This window comes from Rhodococcus rhodnii NBRC 100604 (assembly GCF_001894925.1).
In the GTDB taxonomy this organism is placed as follows: domain Bacteria; phylum Actinomycetota; class Actinomycetes; order Mycobacteriales; family Mycobacteriaceae; genus Rhodococcus_F; species Rhodococcus_F rhodnii.
Window position 1 is genome coordinate 57,717 of the sequence record NZ_BCXD01000019.1, and the last position, 15,304, is coordinate 73,020.

Annotated in this window: 15 protein-coding genes; 6 read left to right on the forward strand and 9 right to left on the reverse strand. The window is 69.8% G+C overall.

Going from position 1 to position 15,304, the window contains the following annotated elements; genetic code table 11:
- Positions 1-13 precede the first annotated feature (13 nt).
- Positions 14-1,321 carry an HNH endonuclease signature motif containing protein gene (locus tag RR1_RS14885; protein WP_010837076.1) on the reverse strand — a complete coding sequence of 436 codons (1,308 nt, stop codon included), beginning with the start codon at positions 1,319-1,321 and terminating at the stop codon, positions 14-16.
- 367 nt (positions 1,322-1,688) lie between these two features.
- On the opposite strand from RR1_RS14885, the gene RR1_RS14890 reads away from it, so the two are divergent.
- On the forward strand, positions 1,689-3,443 hold the full coding sequence (locus RR1_RS14890) for an ABC transporter ATP-binding protein (RefSeq protein ID WP_010837079.1): 1,755 nt from the start codon (positions 1,689-1,691) through the stop codon (positions 3,441-3,443).
- Between the two features lie 30 nt (positions 3,444-3,473).
- On the opposite strand, the gene arcA is transcribed toward RR1_RS14890, so the two are convergent.
- Positions 3,474-4,766: an arginine deiminase gene (gene arcA / locus RR1_RS14895; RefSeq protein ID WP_010837080.1), complete on the reverse strand. Its 1,293-nt coding sequence runs from the start codon at positions 4,764-4,766 to the stop codon at positions 3,474-3,476.
- Between the two features lie 15 nt (positions 4,767-4,781).
- Entirely contained in the window at positions 4,782-5,180 is a 399-nt protein-coding gene (locus tag RR1_RS14900; RefSeq protein ID WP_051111065.1) for a GNAT family N-acetyltransferase, read from the reverse strand.
- A 264-nt stretch (positions 5,181-5,444) separates the two neighbouring features.
- Between RR1_RS14900 and RR1_RS14905 the strand changes: the two genes are divergently transcribed.
- From RR1_RS14905 to RR1_RS14915, 3 genes are read left to right on the forward strand one after another with little or no spacing between them, the layout of a single operon-like run.
- On the forward strand, positions 5,445-7,727 hold the full coding sequence (locus RR1_RS14905) for a glycerol-3-phosphate 1-O-acyltransferase (RefSeq protein WP_371836789.1): 2,283 nt from the start codon (positions 5,445-5,447) through the stop codon (positions 7,725-7,727).
- Positions 7,724-9,190 carry an HAD-IB family hydrolase gene (locus RR1_RS14910; protein WP_010837083.1) on the forward strand — a complete coding sequence of 489 codons (1,467 nt, stop codon included), beginning with the start codon at positions 7,724-7,726 and terminating at the stop codon, positions 9,188-9,190. The genes RR1_RS14905 and RR1_RS14910 overlap by 4 nt, the downstream gene beginning before the upstream one ends.
- Positions 9,191-9,249: 59 nt before the next feature.
- Positions 9,250-10,053 carry a formate/nitrite transporter family protein gene (locus RR1_RS14915; protein WP_010837084.1) on the forward strand — a complete coding sequence of 268 codons (804 nt, stop codon included), beginning with the start codon at positions 9,250-9,252 and terminating at the stop codon, positions 10,051-10,053.
- On the opposite strand, the gene RR1_RS14920 is transcribed toward RR1_RS14915, so the two are convergent.
- Both RR1_RS14920 and RR1_RS22340 read right to left on the reverse strand, forming a co-directional pair.
- Positions 10,037-10,876 (reverse strand): SDR family oxidoreductase, encoded by an 840-nt coding sequence (locus tag RR1_RS14920; RefSeq protein WP_010837085.1) that lies wholly within the window; start codon positions 10,874-10,876, stop codon positions 10,037-10,039. The genes RR1_RS14915 and RR1_RS14920 overlap by 17 nt on opposite strands.
- A 102-nt stretch (positions 10,877-10,978) precedes the next feature.
- The gene (locus tag RR1_RS22340) at positions 10,979-11,134 is read right to left on the reverse strand and encodes a hypothetical protein (RefSeq protein ID WP_010837086.1); all 156 of its coding nucleotides are present in this window, start codon (positions 11,132-11,134) and stop codon (positions 10,979-10,981) included.
- A 473-nt stretch (positions 11,135-11,607) separates the two neighbouring features.
- Here RR1_RS22340 and RR1_RS14925 point away from each other — a divergent pair, with 473 nt between their 5' ends.
- Positions 11,608-12,024: a helix-turn-helix domain-containing protein gene (locus RR1_RS14925; protein WP_010837087.1), complete on the forward strand. Its 417-nt coding sequence runs from the start codon at positions 11,608-11,610 to the stop codon at positions 12,022-12,024.
- An 18-nt stretch (positions 12,025-12,042) separates the two neighbouring features.
- Here RR1_RS14925 and RR1_RS14930 read toward each other — a convergent pair whose 3' ends face one another.
- From RR1_RS14930 to RR1_RS14940, 3 genes are read right to left on the reverse strand one after another with little or no spacing between them, the layout of a single operon-like run.
- Entirely contained in the window at positions 12,043-13,032 is a 990-nt protein-coding gene (locus RR1_RS14930) for a hypothetical protein (RefSeq protein ID WP_010837088.1), read from the reverse strand.
- A complete protein-coding gene (locus tag RR1_RS14935; protein WP_040772351.1) occupies positions 13,029-13,535 on the reverse strand; it encodes an ImmA/IrrE family metallo-endopeptidase in 507 nt (168 codons plus the stop codon). The genes RR1_RS14930 and RR1_RS14935 overlap by 4 nt, the downstream gene beginning before the upstream one ends.
- Positions 13,532-13,822 (reverse strand): hypothetical protein, encoded by a 291-nt coding sequence (locus tag RR1_RS14940; RefSeq protein WP_010837090.1) that lies wholly within the window; start codon positions 13,820-13,822, stop codon positions 13,532-13,534. Before RR1_RS14940 ends, RR1_RS14935 begins: the two co-directional genes overlap by 4 nt.
- Between RR1_RS14940 and RR1_RS14945 the strand changes: the two genes are divergently transcribed.
- Complete coding sequence (locus tag RR1_RS14945) at positions 13,815-14,420, forward strand: hypothetical protein (RefSeq protein WP_010837091.1); 606 nt, start codon at positions 13,815-13,817, stop codon at positions 14,418-14,420. The genes RR1_RS14940 and RR1_RS14945 overlap by 8 nt on opposite strands.
- 271 nt (positions 14,421-14,691) lie before the next feature.
- Here RR1_RS14945 and RR1_RS14950 read toward each other — a convergent pair whose 3' ends face one another.
- Positions 14,692-15,237 (reverse strand): PadR family transcriptional regulator, encoded by a 546-nt coding sequence (locus tag RR1_RS14950; protein WP_010837092.1) that lies wholly within the window; start codon positions 15,235-15,237, stop codon positions 14,692-14,694.
- Positions 15,238-15,304: the final 67 nt, after the last annotated feature.

Sequence of the window (15,304 nt, forward strand, 5' to 3'; positions counted from 1 at the left end):
CACCGCCGAGCGGTCATGCGACGACGGTCGCGCCTGTGTGATGCCGCTGTGCACCGGGTGGGTCGACGCCCGGTGGTGTGAAGGTCGGTCTTCCCCTCGGTGTCGACGTGATCGTCCACTCGCTGTGGTGAACATGGCGATGGTGGGCGCCGCAGAGCAGCACCATGTTGTCGAGATCCGTCCCACCGCCGTCCGCCCAATGCGTGACGTGATGCGCCTCGCACCACAACGACGGGACCGGGCAGTTCGGAAACGCACACCCCCGGTCCCGGACAGTCAAGGCCCGACGCTGCGCCGGAGTGACGAGCCGTGTGGTGCGGCCCATGCTCAGCGGAACACCGTTGTCGTCCACGACGATCGGCGTGACCTGCGCATCGCACGCCACCGCACGCGCCGTCTCCGGAGTGAGCGTGGCGCCCCACGGCCTCCACGGCAGACCGATCCCATCGAGCAGCGCCGTGATCGACACGCTCCTTCGCTCGGCGGCTGTATCCGCGCGACGTTCGAGGTCACGCTGATTCACCAACACAGTCACGTGCGGCTTCTCACCCGCCTCCATGCCGGCGGCACCGGAATCGAGGAACCTGCGGCACACCTCGACCAACGCATCCGCCCGCCGTTTCCGCGGCGACCTGCGGTCGGGTGTTCCGTCCTCGGCAGGCTGCGGTGCCGACAGCTTTGACAACGCCGTCAACAGCACCTCACCCGAGAGGGCATCGAAGTTCCCGTGCACCACCACACGGCCATGCAGCGTGTGCGACACCGATAGGTGGTTGAGGTTGTCGCGTTCGCGCGTCGGCGGACCATCACTTTCGGCGTCCAGGCGGACCTCGAGGCGTTCCTTTGCGCGCCGCACCGACGCGGTCGTGGTTCCGGGACCGGGAACCGCCGCCGCCAACAGCGCATCGCGGCAGAACGCCGCAACCGTCTCGTACTCGTCGGTGTCGGCCTCGGCCAGCGCTGCAAGCAGCGACGGCGGCGTCTCGAAGAAGTCGCAGATCATCTGGGCGTGTGTCGGCGAGACCCGTTGTTCGGCAACAGCAGCAGCGATCTCGGGCTGCGACCGCAGGCTCACCGCGAGATTGACGACCCGCCGCGCCTTATGAACCTCGAGCATCGTCCGCGCCGCCAGCCACGACCCCGCATCCCGGAACCCGTCTTCGCCGGCGATGCCGCGCTCGACCACCTCACCCATGAGCGCGATACTCCGCGCCTGCAGACGGGCGATCTCCGCGTACACATCGAGCACCTCGCCACGCAACTCGGCATCACCGAGCTGCCACGGCTCCCCGCGTGCTGTCTGTGAATCCCCCGACCCCATGCGACAAATCTACTTCGCCAACACGTTCGAAACAAGAGGTTTCGACGATCGTGGTCGAGTTTTTCTCACTCCCGCAGGTTCTGCACCCCATGTCGAACTCTGCACCCCGCCACGTCCGACACGGGTCGTCCACGCCACCGCCATCGAACCCGAATTCGCATTGCATATAACGTAATTCGGTTCCGAAGAAAGCGGCGTACATGTCTAGCGGGGGACGCTTCCCGTATGACAGAGTCGGCGACGGGGAGCGAACGGGGTGGGGAGCGTCGTGACGACGAACAGCATCGAGAGATCGAACGGCATCACGGCATCGAACAGCATCGAGGGCCGTGGAACAACGGACCGAGGGTCCGGAGTCAGGGCGCTGGTGGAACTGGTCCGGCCCCACCGCAAGGTCGTCGCCGTCGGGCTTCTTCTCGGCCTGGCGGGATCCTTCGGGGCCCTCGCGCAGCCGATGGCGGCCCGCGTCATTCTCGATGCCGTCGCCGCGGGAACCGGCTTCCTCGCGCCGCTGTCGGTTCTGATCGCCCTCCTCGTGGCGGGATCGGTCATGTCCGGCGCGCAGATGTTCCTGCTCGAGCGGGCAGGCGAACGCATCGTTCTGGGCCTGCGCCTGCGTCTCGTTCGCCGACTGCTCCACCTCAGGGTGCAGGAGTACGACCGCAGGCAGACCGGCGACCTGCTCTCCAAGGCGGGCTCGGACACGACGCTGCTGCGTTCGGTGCTCACGGCCGGCGTCCTCGATGCCGTGCCGGGAATCGTGACGGTGATCGGCGCGATCGGCCTCATGGCGTATCTCGACTGGATTCTCCTCGTCGTCGTCCTCGGGGTGATGCTGGCGGTGATGCTGGTCGTCGCCCCGGCTCTGGCACGGATCAAGGATGCGACCCACTCGGCACAGGACCACGTCGGACTGATGACCTCGGCCCTCGAACGGGCCCTCGGAGCCGTGCGCACCGTCAAGGCCGGCGGAATGCAGGACACCGAGGCGGACCTGATCGGCTCCCATGCCGAGAACGCGTACGCCGCCGGCATCCGAACCGCGAGACTCGACACGCTCGTGGGCGTAGGAACCGGTGTCGCACTGGAACTCTCCTTCCTCGCCGTCATGGGGGTCGGCGGCTATCGCGTGGCCAGCGGCGCCCTGCCTGCCGCCGACCTGATCGCCTTCCTCCTGTACGTCATGTATCTCGCCTCCCCGATCCTGGTGATCACCGTCGCGGTGACGCAGCTGCAGAAGGCATTCGCTGCGCTCGCCCGGATCGCCGAGGCCGACGACATGGAGACCGAGTTCCCCGACGTCACGACGGTGAACACGCCCGCCCCCACCCCGCCGCGCGCATCCCGGCACCAGGGGTCGGCGGCCGAGGACACACCGCAGACGCCGCCCGAGGTGGAGTTCGATCAGGTCACCTTTGCCTACCGGACGGGCGAGCCCGTACTGAAAAACGTGTCGTTCCGGATCTCTCCCGGCAGCAGGACGGCCGTCGTCGGGCCTTCCGGAGTGGGCAAGACGACCGTCCTGAACCTGCTCGAACGCTTCTACACGCCCACGTCCGGACGCGTCCTGCTCGACGGCCGGGACATCGCGACGATCCCGCTGGACCGGCTTCGCGCCCGCATCGGGTACGTCGAGCAGGGTGCGCCCGTGCTCGACGGCACGCTCCGCGAGAACCTGGTCTACGGGATTCGCCGTGAGGTCTCCGAGCGCGAACTCCTGCGCGTGGTTCGCGCGGTCCGGCTGGACGAGGTGATCGCGGGTCTCGGCGAGGGGTTGAACAGCCCTGTGGGAGAGCGTGGTTCGCAGCTGTCGGGCGGCGAGCGGCAGCGGGTGGCGGCTGCGCGGCTGTTGCTGCGCCGTCCCGGACTCGTCCTCCTGGACGAGGCGACCTCGCAACTGGACTCGCTCAACGAGTCGGCCGTTCACGAAGCCTTCGACGACGCGACCGCGCACGCGACGACGATCGTCGTCGCCCACCGGTTGTCCACCGTCGTGTCGGCAGACCGGATCATGGTTCTGGAAGGCGGGGGCGTGCGTGCCGTCGGCACCCACGCCGAACTCATGGCGACCGACGACTTCTACCAGGACCTCGCGCGCGGGCAACTGCTGCCCCAACACTGATCGGCGCGCGATGCGGCAGGGGCGAGGACGTCACTGCCGAGCGGGGTGCTCCTCCGCGGGGCGAACCGGGTCGCGTGCGACGGGGCACGACATGCAGCGTGGCCCGCCGCGGCCCGATCCGAGTTCGGAGCCACGGATCCGCAGGACTTCGATCCCCGCGTCCTCGAGGCGCGCGTTGGTCTCGACGTTGCGCTCGTACGCGACCACGACGCCGGGTTCGAGTGCTAGAGTGTTGTTTCCGTCGTCCCACTGTTCGCGTTCGGCGACGACGTCGTCGAGTCCCGTGTCGATCACGCGCAGCTTGCCGATGCCCATCGCGTCGGCGGCGGCGTCGAGGAAGGGTGCGCCACCGTCGATACCGACCCCTCCCCCGTCGGTACGACGAATGGTGAACGCCGTCAGTTGGTCTCGCGCAGCCGGGTACATGACGACGGCGTCGGTGTCGACCATCGTGCAGACGGTGTCGAGGTGCATCGTCGCCCGCTGCTGCGCAATCGGCACGACGAGCACGGTGTGGGCGAGTTCGTCGTCGAAGACGCTGCGCGCGAGCGCTTCCGCACCGGCCGGGGTGGTCCGTTCGCCCACTCCGATCGCGAGGACGCCGGGCGCGAGCAGCAGGACGTCGCCGCCCTCGACGGGCGCGGTCCGTGACTCGTACGCGCGTCGCACCCCGTGGAACCGCGGGTGGTGCGCGTAGATCAGGTCGGTGACGGACGCCTCGCGCACCCGGGCACGCATCGCGAGCGACGTGATCGCGACACGATGCCCGATCCACACCGAGGAGTCGCGCGTGAACATCAGATTCGGCAGTGGGTCGATCACGAAGTCGGCTCCGTGGTGCATGCGCCGCACGAGCGACGGCGAAGCGGCATCCGGCGGCAACTCGTCGAACGTCATCCCCGACGTGAGGACGTGCGCGAGTTCGGCCGCGGGGAGCGTGCGCAGATGCGCGGCGAGGTCGCGCGCGAGCCCGGAGCCCGTCCGGCGCTCGTCGACGGCCGCCCCGATCCCCTGCATCCGCGCGGCGCCGCTCACGGTGAACGCCTCGGTGAGCAGGTCGGCCAGCAGCAGCACCTCGATCCCGCGGCCGCGTAGGAGGTCGGCGAACGCGTCGTGCTCGGCCTGCGCGCGGTCGACCCACGGCAGCCCGTCGAACAGCAACTGATCGAGGTTGCGGGGCGTGAGCCTGCGCAACTCGTCGCCCGGACGATGGAGAATCACCGTCCGCAGCGTCCCGACCTCCGAATCGACACCGAGAGCCGGGGAGACGGCACCGGGGGCAGAGTCGACACCGAGGGGACGTTCTTCTCCGACCGCGTTCATCCGTCCACGGTAGAACTACCGATCCGCCGGCGCGCGCTCTCCGTCGTGGCGCATCGGGATGTGGTCGATTCCGGCCTCGACGTAGCCGGGTCCGGTCGTCTCGAAGCCGAACCTGCGGTACCAGCCCTCGAGGTACGCCTGCGCGCTGATCTCGACGGGACCGGCGACGTCGGCGAGCGCAGCACGGATCAGCGCGGCGGCGACGCCCCTCCCCCGCGCATCCCTCGCGGTGGCGACGCGGCCCAGGTGTGCGGCGGCGGGATCGTCGCGCAGCACGCGGAGCGTTGCGAGCACCCGGCCGTCGCGATCGTCGGCCCAGTACAGCGTGGTCGTGGTCTCGAGATCGCGGTCGTCGAGTTCCCGCTCGTCGACGATGCGCTGTTCGTGCACGAAGACGTCCGTGCGCAGCGCCATGATCCGGTAGAGCGTCACGGGATCGAGGTCGCGCAGCAGCGCGCGGGAGATGCCGATCGAGTCGTCGAGTGCCACGTCGGCACCCTACGACGCGGGCGCGACGAGGCGAGCGAGACGCGACGCCACCCACCACCCCACGTGCTGTGAGATGTGGATCACAGTAGTGTGGTGACTCCGACGAAGCGCACGGCGTCCCCGAACCCTACGGAGCGCCGCGACGGCATCGAGCCCGGTACCGAGCCGGACGACACCGAGGAGGCCCTCGTGTACGAAACTCCGTTGCGGCCGAGTTCGCCTCGACCGGGTACCCGCCCGACCGTCTTCCTCGCCGACGACATGACGCCCGTCGAAGCAGAGGTCTTCGAGGAATGGCTCCGGGCACGAAGCAACGGCGACGGCGTCGAGGTCGTCCGCACGACGTCCACCGATCTCGAGACGCTCGCACTGCGGACCGACGACCCGCTGCTCACCCCGGTGCGTGCCGTGTGGGTCTCCGATCCCGTCGTCGACACGTCGGGTGATCTGCGCGCGCTGCTCGGAGATCCGCTGCGGGTCGGCAGGCGGCGGCAGAAGAAGGCGCGCCGCACGAACCCGAGCAGCTGCCGGATCATCGCCGGCGAACCCGCCACCCTCGACGTCCTGCGCGAACGCCACGACGACTGCGACGGAACGTCGCTCGCGACGTTCATCGTCCGGCGCGCCCATCTCGCGCTCGAACGCAGCGAACGCGCGATCCTCGGCTCGGAGTTCAAGGTGTCGCGGTTCGTCGTCGAGGAGATCACCGGCTCGAAGCGCTTCCGCGACGGTGCGCTGCGCCTCGCGCGCGAACTCGGCCGCACCCGCTCGGACGTGCGCGAGCACGCCGTCGCGGCGCTCGAGGAGATGATCGCGACGCAGAGCCGGCGCGCGACCGTCGTGTGGAGCAGGCTCGGCCGCTACTTCGCTCGCGCGTACCGGCTCGACGTCGACACCACGAATCTCGACGAGATCCGCGAGCTGGGTTCACGGCATTCGCTCGTGTTCCTCCCGAGTCACCGCTCGTACCTCGATCCGCTGGTGCTGCGCCCCGCGCTCACGACCCACGGCCTGCCACTCAATCACGTGATGGGCGGGCTCAACGTGGGGTTCTGGCCGATCGGGCCGATCAGCAAGCGCAGCGGCACCGTGTTCATCCGGCGGCGCATCGGCGACGACGACGTCTACAAGTGGGCGTTGACGGAGTACATGCACTATCTCGTCGCGAAGCGCTTCAACCTGGAGTGGTACATCGAGGGTGGCCGCAGCCGCACCGGCAAGCTGCGCCCGCCGCGCTTCGGGCTGCTGCGCTATCTCTCCGCCGCACTGGACGACGCCTCGCCCGACTCCCCGGACGCGTATCTCGTTCCGGTGTCCATCACGTACGACCAGCTGCACGAGGTCGGCGCGATGGCCGACGAGGCCCACGGCGCCCCGAAGACACCCGAGGGTTTCCGATGGCTCGTCGGATACGTTCGCGCACAGGGGAAACGGCACGGCGTCGCCCACGTGACGTTCGGCAGGCCGCTGTCGTTCCGCGAGTATCTGGGGCGGGAGGACGACCGCAGGCTCGCGGTGCAGAAGACGGCGTTCGAGGTGTCGCATCGCATCAACGCCGTCACGCCGATCACGCCCGCCTCGCTCGTGATGTACGCGTTCCTCGGCATCGAGGATCGCGCGCTCACCGCACGCGAACTCGAGTCGATCCTCCGTCCGCTCGTCAAATACATCCGCAGACGTGGCCTCCCGACGGCGGGTGGCGTGGATCTGCGGGATCCGGCGGTCGTCACCGACGCGCTGCGCACGCACCTCGACGCGGGCGTGCTCCGGACGTTCGACCGTGGCTCCGAGCCGGTCTTCCACCTCGCGCCGGGCCAGCATCTCGTCGCGGCGTTCCACCGCAACAACAGCATTCACTTCTTCGTGACGCGTGCGATCGCCGAGATGGTGGTCGAAGCGGCCGCCGCAGGCCGTAGCGAGGATCCCATCGCCGCGGGCTGGGCGGAGGCACTGCGGCTGCGCGACGTCCTCAAGTACGAGTTCTTCTTCGGCGACAAGGCGTCGTTCGCCGCGGACCTGCGCGTCGAACTCGACGCGATCGATCCCGACTGGGAGAAGCACGCGGGCGAGACGAGCCGCGGGCTCGAGATGCTCGACGCGATGTCGCCGTACCTCGCACACCGCGTCCTGCAGCCGTATCTCGACGCGTACGCGGTGGTCGCGGACGAACTCGCTCGCGAACCGGTCGGCGGCGAGGTCGATCGGGCGGCGTTCGTACGCCGATGCCTCGACGCCGCCGAGATGTCGCGGCTCCGCCAGCAGATCGGCAGCCGCGAGTCGATCTCCACCGAACTGTTCTCCACCGCACTGCAGTTGGCGGACAACCGCGGCCTGCTCGGTGGCGACGACGCGGATCTCGCCGACCGCCGCACCGCGTTCGCACGCGAGATGCACGCGCACGTGGCGAGAGTCGTGCGGATTCGCGATCTCGCGCACGGCCGACTGGATCTCGTCGAGGAGGATGGCCGATGACCGACGGCAGTGCGCTCACGCGCCTCGTGCGCGACGTCCACACGGCGCAGCAGGGACCCGACGTCGTCGCGATCTTCGACTACGACGGCACCGTCATCGACGGCTACTCCGCACTCGAGGTGTATCGAGACCGAATCCTCCATCGCGACATCGGGTTTCGAGAGCTCGTCCGAACCGGGGCCAGGGCGGCACAGATGGGGCTCCTCGGCTCCGACGTGCACGGCCTGATGAACGGCGCCGTCGCCGGGCTCGCCGGGCGGCGTCACGACGACCTGCGCGAGTGGGGCAGCAGGCTGTTCCGGGAACGGTTCGCCGCCATGATCTTTCCCGGCATCAGACGCCTCGTCGAGGCGCACCGGCGCGCGGGTCATCATCTCGTCATGGCGACGTCCGCAACCGAGTACCAGGCGCGAGACGTCGCCGAGGATCTCGGGTTCGACGCGCTCGTCTGCACCTTCCCGGAAGTCCGGGACGACGCGCTCACGGGTCGGCTCGCGGCTCCCCCGCTGTGGGGACCGGCGAAGGCCCGTGCGATCGGCGAGTATCTGCGCCGCCGGGGCGCGGACGCCGGCGCGTCGTACGCGTACAGCAACGGCGCCGAGGACGTGCCGCTGCTGGAGGAAGTGGGCAATCCCGTCGCGCTCAACCCGGACGACGGACTGCGCGGTGTCGCTCGCTCCCGCGGGTGGGCGACGGCCGATCTCGCGCCGCCGAAGCGCGGAGTGTCACCGATTCCGGTCGCCCGGACCGCGGCGGCGCTCGGCGCCCTCGTCGGTGCCGCGGGGGTGGGTCTCGGAGCCGCGGTCGCCGCCGACGACCGCCGCACCGTCGCGAACCTCGTCGCCACCGTGGCACCCGATCTCGCCCTCACGCTCGCGGGTGTGCGGGTGCGCGTGCGCGGCGCCGAGAAGGCCGACGCCGCACGGCCCGCCGTATTCGTGTTCAACCACCAGAGTTCGCTGGACCTGCTCGTGCTCGGCGCCGTCCTGCGCACCGACGTCACCGGGATCGCGAAGAAGGAGGCGGCCCGCGATCCGCGGTTCGCCGCCGTCGGTGCGTTGTTCGACGTCGCGTACGTCGACCGCTCCGGCGGCCGCGCCGCGCGGGACGGCCTGCGTCCCGCCGTCGACAAGCTCCGCTCCGGGATCTCGATCGCGATCGCACCCGAGGGAACCCGCTCGCCCACACCGCAGTTGGGGCCTTTCAAGAAGGGCGCCTTCCATCTCGCGCGGCAGGCGGGTGTCCCGATCGTGCCGATCGTCATCCACGGCGCGGGCGACCTGATGTGGCGCAACTCCCTCGTCGCGCACGCCGGGACGGTCGACGTCGAGGTGCTCGATCCCGTCCCGGCCGACACGTGGACGACCGCGAACCTCGACGATGCCGTCGCCGAGGTTCGCGAGTCGTTCGTCGCCGCACTGCGTGAGCGCGACGCCCGTGCCGACCTCGGATCGACGCTGTGACCGGGCTGCTCTGACTCACCGCACCCGAAACCCGGCGTGGCGGTGACACGTCGGTCAGGATGGAGCGCGTGTACGACGACACACTCGACGATCTCGGTGATCAGGCCGAGTCGAAGCGCGGCCTGTTGCGAGCATCGCTCCCGGCCTACCTGCTGGGCGCCGTGCTCGCCGGCGCGTACGTCGGCATCGGGTCGATCGCGCTCGCGTCCGTCGGCGGCCCGCTCGACCGAGCCGACTCGCCGTTCCTGATTCCCGCGACGGGCGCCGTGTTCGGGATCGCGCTCGCCGTGGTCCTGTGGGCCGGCTCCGAGCTCTTCACCGGTAACAACCTGATCTTCACCGTCGCCGCGCTCCGACGCCGTGTCCGCTGGCGCGACACCGCCGCCATCTGGTTCTGGAGCTATCTGGGAAACCTCGCCGGATCGCTGGCGCTCGCTGCGCTCGTCGTGTGGTCGGGCGTCCTGTCGGTCGGCGGATCCGACGAGTATCTGGCGTCGCTGGCGTCGGACAAGATGAACGATCCCGTCCTCGAACTGTTCCTCCGCGGGATCGTGTGCAACTGGCTCGTGTGCCTCGCGATCTGGACGTCACTGCGCGCGAAGGGCGACGCGGCGAAGCTCGTCTTCGTCTTCGGCCTCATCCTCGTGTTCGTCGCCGCGGGCATGGAACACAGCGTCGCCAACATGTCGATGCTCACGATGGCGCTGTTCGACGGCGCGGGCGGCGACGTCACGTGGGGCGGATTCGTCCACAACCTCGTCCCCGTCACGCTGGGCAACGTGATCGGCGGGGCCGTGTTCGTCGGAGGCGCCTACGTCCTCGTCGCACGCGCCCGCGACACGGCGGTCACAGAAAAGAACTGAACTTCGCGTTGGCCTTGCGCATCACGAACTCGTACGGGAACGCGAACTTGCGCTTCCACCAGTAGCCGAACCGGACGTCGAACGAGCTGTAGACGAGGAAGCGGTTCTTGGCGATGCCCTCGAGGATGCGATCCGCGACCTTCTCCGGTGACGCGGCGCGCCCCTCGAACAGTGCGACCATCTTCCGCACGCGTGGATCGTCGCGGTCGACGCCCGCGATCTCGACCGTCCCGACCAACGGCGTCTTGACGGCACCGGGAACGACGACGCTCACCCCGATGCCGTGCCGCTGGAGATCGAAACGGAGTACCTCCGAGAGACCGCGCAGGCCGAACTTCCCGGCGCTGTAGGCGGCGTGCCAGGGCAGCGCGAGCAGGCCGGCCGCCGAGGAGACGTTGACGAGGTGGCCGCCGCGGCCCGCGTCGACCATGCGCGGCACGAAACTCTCGATGACGTGGATCGGGCCCATGAGGTTGACGTCGACCATCGCCTTCCAGTGGCGATGTTCGAGATTCTCGACCGTGCCCCACGCCGAGACGCCCGCGATGTTCATCACGATGTCGACGCTCCCGAACTGCTCGTGGATGTCGTCGGCGAACTCTCGGACGGCGTCGTAGTCGGTGATGTCGAGTGCTCGCGTCGCGCTGACGGTCCCGCCGCGCGCGGCCGCGAGTTCGGCGGTCTGCGCCAGGCCGGCCTCGTCGCGGTCGGTGAGCAGCAGCTCCGCGCCTGCCTGTGCGGCGGCGAGAGCCGTGGCACGGCCGATCCCGCTCGCAGCGCCCGTGATGAAGCATCGTCTACCGTCCAACGCTGCGGCGGCCACTGGTTCCCCCCGGTCGAGGTCTCGTTCGGTTCACCCGTTGCGCACGGGTCTACCACACGGCGGTGCGCCGCGCTGCCGACGTCGGTGGTGACGGCGGTGCGGTCAGGGCCGGGCCGCGAGCTCGGTGCGCAACTCCAGCAGGGTGTGCTCGATCGTGTCGACCGTCTCGTTCTCGCCGCGACCCCGCGCGTGGCGAACGCGGTCCTGCATGACGGCGATCGCCTTGCGGAGTTCGGCATCACTCATGGTGTGTTTCATGTCACAAGTGTGACGTGGATCCGTGCGCCGCGCCACCCCGGGAGGGCGTGCGGCGACGGCGCCGAGGGCCGTTCACGGGCGCCTGCCGAGGCCACAAGATTCCGGGCAGCCCGCTTCGCGCGTAGTTAATAACAGGTAACTAGACGATGCGCAAGTGGCCGCGCGACCGTTCGCGTGAATCGTCCCGCTGTCACAGTCCGGTCGTCGCCGTATCGTGACCGTGAACCGCTGGCGAAGCCATGTCCGCGGACACGAGTTGACCTGCGGTGACCACTGAGCGCAGACCCGACTCGCAAAAGTGGGTTATTCATGGATAACATTGCAAGCGACAAGATCACGAATTAGCATCGGTCTGGGGAGTTACCGACGGGCAACCCGTCGGTGCTGTGTGATGCGCATCGATACCGAATCGTCCCGGCCATGACGACACACACGACCTGACGTCCGAACCCGGAGAGGATCACGCGGCCACGATGGCAGACTTCGCAGCGCGGTTGAACAGACTGTTCGAAACCGTCCATCCCCCGGGCCGGAAGCCTCACACGAACGCCGAGGTCGCGGCCGCGCTCATCGCCGACGGGCACCAGATCTCGAAGCCCTACATCTCGCAGCTCCGCTCCGGACAGCGCACCAACCCGTCGGACGAGACCGTCGCCGCCTTCGCGCGGTTCTTCAAGGTCAAGCCCGAGTACTTCTTCAACGACATCTACGCGGCGAAGGTCGACAACGACCTCGATCTCCTCGCCCAGCTGCAGGGCTACGGCCTGCGCAAGCTGTCGAGCCGTGCGTTCGACCTCTCGGAGGAGTCGCAGAGCCTCCTCACCGCGATGGCCGAGAAGCTCCGCGTCAGCGAAGGACTACCCGCGGTCCCGCCCGACGCGTCTCGCTGAGCCGAGCGCCCGCCCGCTCTATCCGACCGCCACTGCCGTGCTCTCGCGGCGGTGGCGGTCGTCGTATGCGGACGCGATCGTGAGCACCCAACGGCGCGCGGACATGCCGTCCGGCGGCGCGATCCACTCGGTGTCCAGGACCGCGGAGCCGTGCGGATCGTCGATCCACTCGACGAGCGCCGCAACCCGATCGGCGGTTCCGTCCGGCAGGGGCACCCGGCCCGTCGGGAACAGGCCCGCGCCGGCCTGGATGTAGAGGGCGTCCACGATCTGCGCGACGGCGTCCTGCGCGTCGAGGACGGTCGTCGTGCGACCGCCGGGGCGTATCGTCGACACCTCGGGGAAGCGCGCGACCAGATCTCGCCGGAGCCCGCGGACACGGCGCAGCGTGAGGCGTGCCCGTACCCACAGCTCGACGGGAACCCACATCGTCCCCGTCGCGACGAGCACGGCTCCCGCACCCGCGACACCCACCGGCCACCCGGCGTCCGCACCCGTCGCCGCAACGCCCACCGCCGCGACGACGAGGACGAGCGCACCGAGTGTGAGCGCCGCGACACCCCGGCCGAGCGGGGTCCATGCGACGTAGCGGACGGTCATCGCGACGATGACGAGCCCCGCTGCGGCGGTGACGACGGCAGCGGGACGTTCGCTGCCCGACACCACGGACGCCGCCAGCACGAGCACCGTCGCCGTCGTCGCGGCCAGCGCGATCGGACGCATCCAGCGCCGCGAGACTCGCGAGGACGACGACACCGCACCGACCGTGCCCGACACGACCCCGAGCGTCGTCGCACCGACCGCGAGCGTCCACCGCAGATCGGTGCCGGGTGCCAGGGCGCGGAGTGCTGCGCCGACCGGCGGCACCCACACGACGCTCGCGAGCGTGAGGAACGCGACCGCGACGAGCAACGCCATCCGCAGCGGGGTCGCGCCGCGTACCAGCACTCGCCCGACTCGTGCTCCCGCCGCGAGCGCGCAGAACACCGTGATCACCCACGCCGTCATCGGCCGAGAGCCTCGTCGTAACGCAGGACCGACACCGTGTGGCCGCGGCCCCGCATCGTCTTGACGCGGGCGAGGAACAGCGACGCGAAGGTCTCCGCCTCCCACTCGTCGACGGCGGCCTCGTCGTCCGCCGAATCGCCGGCCTCGAGCCGACGCTCGTTCAGCATGTAGGCGATGAGGTCGTCGCTCACCTCGAGCAGCGCGTCACGTGCCTGCACCCCGCGATGGCCGAAGACGATGTGACCGAGTTCGTGCGCGAGCGTGCGTTCCGGATCGGGGAGCCCCGGAGCGAGCGCGATCACGTCGCGGTCGTCGTACTCCCGTCGCTGACCACACACGGCACCCGCGAGTCGAGGTGACCACTCGATCACGATCGACCGGCCCCGCGCCTGCGCGAATGCCGCCACCGCATCGGCGATCTCGACGGCCTCCGCCTCGGCTGCGACGTCGGCGACGGCGTCTACGGCTGTCGACACCCGCCGCAAGGACCTGCTGCGCGTCATCGCGCACCACCGCCGCCACCGAGGAACTCGGCGCGCGCAGCGGCGATCCGAGCCTGCTGCGCACGCGCACCACGGAACGTCAGCGCGCCGGCGCCTGCCGCGGCGGCGAGCACCGACAGCGTCGTGGCGGACACGACGACCGGATTCCACTCCGTCGCGGCGGACGTGGGCGCGGGCTGCTGCGCCGTCACGGCGGCGCCGTCGTCGACTTCGGGCTCACCGGGCGCACCGGGCTCGGCAGGCGCGGGGGCAGCGAGCGGAGGGGGCGCGGCATCGGCGTTGTCCACTGCTCCACCCGAACCCGCGCTGCCGCCCGACGACTCGGCGGGAGCAACGGCCCCAGGCGGTGCCGGGACCGGAGCGAGCGGCACCGGCATCGGCACGACGACGGGCCCCGCAGCAGGCGGAGCTGGCTCGGCCGCGGCACCCGGTCTCGCCGGTGGGCCCGCGTTCGGCGCCCCCGGGGCGACCGGTGCCGCGGTCGTCCTCGTTCTCGACGACGGCCGCGTCACCGGCCGAGTGGTCTCGGTCTGTGGGGTCCCGGTCTGTGGGGTCTCGGTCTGTGGGGTCCCGGTCTGTGGGGCCTCGGTCTCGGGACTCGTCCACGGTGCGGGCGGCATCCCGGTCGACGTCGACGTGACCGGCTCGGAGCTGGTCGACTGCGCCGCCGAGGTCGGTCGCGTCGAGGTGGTTGTCGTCGTCGAGGTGGTTGTCGTCGAGGTGGTTGTCGTCGAGGGAGGAGTCGTGGGCTCGGGAGTCGTCGAGTTCGAGGATGTTTCCGGCGCACTCGTCGGCAGGGCCGTGGACGTGAGGGTCGTGACGTCCGGTGTCGTCGTGCGGGTCCGAGTCGGACGTTCACCGCAGTCCGGTCCGTGCCGGTGGTGATGGTGCCCGCAGGAATGGTGTCCGCGTGTCTCGGTGGCCGGCTCCGCGAACGCGACGGGGAGGACGAGGAGCGGGAGTCCCACGCACGCCGATGCGACGATGGTCAGCGCCATCGTCCGTAGAGACGAGCGTCCACGCGTCGCCGGCATCGAGTCCTGCCTCCCCTGAAGTTCCCCCGGCGATCATAGAGGTGTGCGGCGACCTCGACCCTCTCGCCGATCGGCCACTCGCGTCCGCGAGCCGCGTCCGCCGGCCGCTGCGGCCAGGCGGATCAGCTCCGCGCGCCCGGTGCACCACCGTGATTCGCGAGGTCGGTGAACCACTCCCTCGCATGGCGTCCCATCGCGATTCCGTACTCGAGCGTCGCGCGCTGGTAGGCGACGACGTCGGCGAATCCGTCGGGGAGTTCCAGCGCGTCTAGTCGCTTCCGCTGGGCCTCGAGCGCGGCCAGATCGGCCTCGGCGCGCTGCTGGATCCGGCGCAGCACCGGTTCACGGTCGGTGTCGGCGAGCAGGCCGAGGAAGAACAGCCGCGGCAGCGCCGCCGCCTCGAGGTCCGGTCCGCCGAGATCGCCGGTCATCCAGCGCTCGAACTCCGTCCGGCCCGCCTCGGTGGTGCGGTAGACCTTCCGGCCACGCCCGCCCGGTTCGACGCTCGCGACCTCGATCCAGCCCTTGTCGAGCAGCACGTCGAGGGCCCGCCTGATACTGCCCGCACTGGCGCTGTAGAGCAGGGCGACACCCGCCTCGAAGTTCTTGACGAGGTCGTACTGACTCTGCGGAGCGAGCAGCAACAGACCCAGGATCACGTACGCCATCGGCCGAGCCTACCGCGACCGTTGACCCTCATAGACATGTCTAGTAGACATATTGTCGGAGGTGGCG

Bases quoted from the DNA above. Each gene is read 5' to 3' on its own strand.
- RR1_RS14925 (WP_010837087.1), top strand. From the start codon at position 11,608: ATGGCAGACTTCGCAGCGCGGTTGAACAGACTGTTCGAAACCGTCCAT.
- arcA (WP_010837080.1), bottom strand. From the start codon at position 4,766: ATGAACGCGGTCGGAGAAGAACGTCCCCTCGGTGTCGACTCTGCCCCC.
- RR1_RS14915 (WP_010837084.1), top strand. From the start codon at position 9,250: ATGGAGCGCGTGTACGACGACACACTCGACGATCTCGGTGATCAGGCC.
- RR1_RS14935 (WP_040772351.1), bottom strand. From the start codon at position 13,535: ATGACGCGCAGCAGGTCCTTGCGGCGGGTGTCGACAGCCGTAGACGCC.
- RR1_RS14900 (WP_051111065.1), bottom strand. From the start codon at position 5,180: ATGGCGCTGCGCACGGACGTCTTCGTGCACGAACAGCGCATCGTCGAC.
- RR1_RS14885 (WP_010837076.1), bottom strand. From the start codon at position 1,321: ATGGGGTCGGGGGATTCACAGACAGCACGCGGGGAGCCGTGGCAGCTC.
- RR1_RS14930 (WP_010837088.1), bottom strand. From the start codon at position 13,032: ATGACGGCGTGGGTGATCACGGTGTTCTGCGCGCTCGCGGCGGGAGCA.
- RR1_RS14910 (WP_010837083.1), top strand. From the start codon at position 7,724: ATGACCGACGGCAGTGCGCTCACGCGCCTCGTGCGCGACGTCCACACG.
- RR1_RS14950 (WP_010837092.1), bottom strand. From the start codon at position 15,237: ATGGCGTACGTGATCCTGGGTCTGTTGCTGCTCGCTCCGCAGAGTCAG.
- RR1_RS22340 (WP_010837086.1), bottom strand. From the start codon at position 11,134: ATGAAACACACCATGAGTGATGCCGAACTCCGCAAGGCGATCGCCGTC.